Below are 4,219 nucleotides of genomic sequence, written 5' to 3' on the forward strand. Positions count from 1 at the left end.
CCAAAAATAACCCCTGCTCATCACTCGGTCACTTCGCGCAAATTGCCGTTTGCGACCCCTTTGTAGAGCCCGACCATTTTTGCGCCGCCGTATAACTCGAAGTGGCCATCGATGCGCACCTCGGCGGTGCCATCGAAAAAACGCACCGCGATGTTCTTGCCGATGTGCTGGTAGCGCTTGTAGCGGCATTGCATGGCGATCGCCTTCAACGCCGCGTTCGGATCGGGGTCGCTCATGCGCTGGGCCTGGGCTGCTTTGGCAGCATAGTCAACCTTTTTCGCGTTGTGCAGCATCGTCAGGATGTAGCGGTACGCCCGGGCGGAATTGATGCCGATCTTGGCAAGGTAAGGCTTGGCGATCGCATAGACGTGCTCTAGCTGGTGGCCTGCTTGTTTCGCAATGCCGAGCAGCTTGCAGATGCCGGTTGGCGAAATGCCCGTTTCAGCGGGAATCATGGCGACGGCTGGAGGCAGGGTTGGGGGGTTGCCCTTCCGATTTTCTATCGAAATCTCCTGTAGATCTTTTTTTAAACTAAGATCAACGTATATAGCACCATCGGACATTTCTGTCTCTTGGGGCACCACAGGGCTTTGCTTTTCCTGCAAGGTAGCTATCGTTGGCTGTTCTTGCGGCGCGGCTAAAAGCTGCGGCTCGGGCGCTACGGCCGGTTCTGGCTGTGGCTGTGGCAGAACTGGTGCCGGCTCTTCCTGCGGCGTCGCTGACTCGTGCGATTCCGATGCTGCAGTTGGCTCTTGATGCTCCTGTCGCACTACTGGGGCCGACTGCTGTTGCGTCGAGGCTGGCTTCTGCTTCGTTATCGTAGGCAAGTCCACTAAATTGCACAGGGCATGCGTGAAGACGTAACGTCGTGACTCGAACACCCCATACTCGGATCGACCCTCACTCGCTGGTAGGACCCAGTCGTAATCCCGGAAGATGCGCACCGCGCGTTGCACGGTCTTGTAGCTGACGCTGGCCTCTGTCGCCATACGGTCGAGACGCGCGCGAATAACGGAGAGGCCGTTTTGAGCAGATGCCCTGGACACCAAGGTTTTAAGGACCAAAAGGGTACTTTTTGTCAACCGACGGAAGGTCGGGTGGGTTTCAACCCTCATCAAGGCAGCTTGTATGGTCGTTGGAAGATGCAAGTATGGCCGAGCGATATCACTAAGAGTTTGTGCGGGCACAATCTATCCTATCTGTAAGGCAAGCAGCCCTACAAAGTGTTTGACGAGCACACTACTGGGGTATAGGATGAAGGTTCTGAGGTTTCACCGTATCTGTAGTGTTCTAATTAACTGTTGTTAAGAAAGCCCGGCCTGCAAGCTGGGCTTTCTTTTTTGTAAGGTGCTAAATCAAGTTAGCCTCCAAGGAAAAAACGACAAACCCGGCTCTGGGCCGGGTTTGGTTTATGGGTAAACTTACGATTATTACCGGGTAATAAAGTATAAGTCATTGATTTCATTAGATTATGCGCCGCCTTCGGTGGCGAGTCTTCTCAGAAAATCATCGACTTTCTGGTGAACCTCATCACGGTCTAAGGATGTGTCCGCTAGGCGAATCACAATGTCCCGTTCTTTGGCCAGCGTAACGTACCGCGCGTCCCCAGTGGTGGTAGTGATGAAGTGGCGCACAAGCTTCTTGGGTTCGGTATTCTTGATGGATGCAAGCTTTTGGGCCACCCACCCTTTAATCGTAGCTTGATCTGCCCCAGTTTGGACTCGCACTAAGGCTTCGAGAATGAGGTGGTGACTGCTCGGCTGTTCCTTCCACATCGCCGTTACAACCTTCGCTGCTTTGGCTCCGATCAGCCCTGGATCGGCATCGAGCATTTCTAACACAGGCTCGGGCAGGTCGAGCATCGACAGGCAATTTGAGACTTTAGGTTGTGAGCATCGAAATAGGCGAGCAACCTGAGATTGATTGGAAGCGTAGCCGTCCTTTAAGGCATCCCGATACATCAAAGCATGTTCATACTCACACACCCCTTCAACTTCATTGTCGAGCATGCAGTCAAGCTTGGCCTCGCGGTCTGTCCGCTCAACCACTAACGCCGATAATTGGGGAATGAGGCCGTGTTTGGCCGCGTATTTTCGCGAATGCCCTTTGATGACCTCATACCGACCTGCCTGGACAATGCGGACAGTAATTGGAGTACGTTGACCAGCCTCAAGCATTGAACCGGCAAGTTCAGCAATTTTTACTGGATCGTATTTTTTTCTGTATTGGAAAGGGCTGTCATCTAACAAATCTACGTTGATCAGTGCCTCTCGGCCGACAGTGTTGGTTACGGACGACGCTGCCTCTGCTGCGACAGCAGCCTCACGTGATCGTCGCTCGTCACCACTTTCAAGCGAGTTTGCGTATTCCTGGGTTGTCGACAAATCAATTTTTGGCGCAATTTTCCCGGACGCAACAAGTCCTGAAAATTTCATGGGTTGTCGTTGCTTACTCATGCCACTACCTCATCAACGGTCGGAGCAGCGCTTAATTTCACGTTGTACAGCTTGATAAGAGCTTTTGTTACATCAATGATATCGCGTGAGCCTACGCTGTTCGGTTCTTTTTCGAGCACGGGCGCGGACTTTGTGTAGTCATCAAGGTCAGTTTCCCGCAAAAATCCTGCAAAATCGCGCACGATGGTATCGTTTAGGTAGGCAGAATACTTGCTACCCAATTTCTCCAAGGCATCAATGTGCGACTTATACGTCTGGCGGTATCGGTTTGCGATGATATGCAATCCCAAGGGCGGAGAGTTCCGCCGAATGGATTGATTAATTTCGCGAATGTTGGATTCAAGCACCTCCAAGGCCAGTACCGATTGCGCTTCCGGAATGACAACGGCAGTGATGATGTTGCACGCTGCCATAAAAACGGTTGTGAGCAAGGAAGTCCCAGGAGCGGAGTCAATGATAATGACCTCGTACTGCTTGAAAAAATCAGCTTCTTGTTCCATGAGACGCTGAAAAAGCGTCTCGCGGCCCATGGCGGAAATCATCCATGAATCGTTGGCGAGCGTAATATCAGCTGGGATGAGATCGAGCATTCCACCGGAATAAACGGGCACGACAGCGTCACGAATTTTGGTCGGCTGGTTCCTGGAAGCGCGCTCTAATAGCGTGCCTATATGAGTAAGCGGAAGATTAATGTCGAAACCGAGTTGCTTGCTTAAGGATCCTTGTGGATCTCCATCGATTACCAAGGTTTTATAGCCAAACTGCGCGAAGCACGTCGCGGTGTTCGAGCTGATGGTTGTTTTACCTGTTCCGCCTTTGGACATGCGAAAGTTGACTACTGGAGGCAATTCTCTACATGCCTCGGCAATTAGGCCGGGCAATAGCTTCTGCCGAATGCGTCGAATCTCTGTCGCATGGTATGTTTTGTGAGCTCCCCCCGCAGCAGTGGGCGAGCTGTCGCCTGCCACTTCCTTCGCTAGTTCACGAAATTTCTTGTCTGCCCCGGTGAAACCAATGAATTCCTTGGCAAGCTTGAGGCGAACACCATGGAAAGGGCGCAGTACATTTTCAGCAACCATTGTGGGCTTTCTAATTTCGAGGGTAGGAGCATAATATTCGGCCACAAGCCTAATTGCAACCAATTTTCCGAAAAATCAGGAAGGGGGTCTAATAGGGGTCTTGTCTTGCCTAAAAGATCTAGATCACAAGAAACGGTATTAGCTTCTCAATCGGTGTTGACCAAGTCGAAAATTGCGAGGAACGAAAGCCGGCGTGATTGTGCTGCCCTCATTTCGGCACGTCCGTGGGCGCGGGCGCTATCGGCTCCGCTCGGTTCGATCGTTCATTGATAATCTCGTCCAAAGCGTCGAGCCAAGTAGCGCCTGGGGGAAAGGTGCGCAAGACAGCGCGGGTGCCTTTAGTGCGCACCACCATGGCTGGATTGTGGCCGGTGTCGGCCGGCTTCCAAAGCACCGACACTGCCCAGCTAAGTCGGTCGGCGTTGCGCTGTTGGGCATGCAGCACGATGGGTTCTGTCGCATTAGCGAACGTCGGCGGGGCAATCATGTAAGCTGCGGCGCCCAAACCCAGGACAAATCGACATGCTCAACTTCAAAGGGATGCGCTTTCCTATCGATGTGATCCTCGTCTGCATCCGGTGGTATGCCGGCTATCCACTGAGCTACCGGCACCTCGAGGAAATGATGGAAGAGCGCGGCGTGTCGGTCGACCATTCGTCAATTAACCGGTGGGCGATTCGTTTT

At 52.6% G+C, this 4,219-nt stretch carries 3 protein-coding genes and 1 pseudogene; 1 reads left to right on the forward strand and 3 read right to left on the reverse strand.

What is annotated here, in order from left to right; genetic code table 11:
- Window positions 1–20: 20 nt before the first annotated feature.
- The 3 genes from PO883_RS33835 to PO883_RS33845 all read right to left on the reverse strand — a co-directional run bounded on the left by PO883_RS33835 (window position 21) and on the right by PO883_RS33845 (window position 3,535).
- Window positions 21–1,115 (reverse strand): hypothetical protein, encoded by a 1,095-nt coding sequence (locus tag PO883_RS33835; protein ID WP_289313703.1) that lies wholly within the window; start codon window positions 1,113–1,115, stop codon window positions 21–23.
- A 354-nt stretch (window positions 1,116–1,469) separates the two neighbouring features.
- Window positions 1,470–2,435 carry a ParB/RepB/Spo0J family partition protein gene (locus PO883_RS33840; RefSeq protein WP_289313704.1) on the reverse strand — a complete coding sequence of 322 codons (966 nt, stop codon included), beginning with the start codon at window positions 2,433–2,435 and terminating at the stop codon, window positions 1,470–1,472.
- A gap of 17 nt (window positions 2,436–2,452) precedes the next feature.
- Window positions 2,453–3,535: a ParA family protein gene (locus PO883_RS33845; RefSeq protein ID WP_289313705.1), complete on the reverse strand. Its 1,083-nt coding sequence runs from the start codon at window positions 3,533–3,535 to the stop codon at window positions 2,453–2,455.
- Window positions 3,536–4,057: 522 nt separating this feature from the next.
- Here PO883_RS33845 and PO883_RS33850 point away from each other — a divergent pair.
- Window positions 4,058–4,219 (forward strand): annotated as a pseudogene (locus tag PO883_RS33850) (IS6 family transposase); the annotation flags it as partial.

Source organism: Massilia sp. DJPM01, assembly GCF_030348125.1.
In the GTDB taxonomy this organism is placed as follows: Bacteria; Pseudomonadota; Gammaproteobacteria; order Burkholderiales; family Burkholderiaceae_D; genus Telluria_A; species Telluria_A frigida.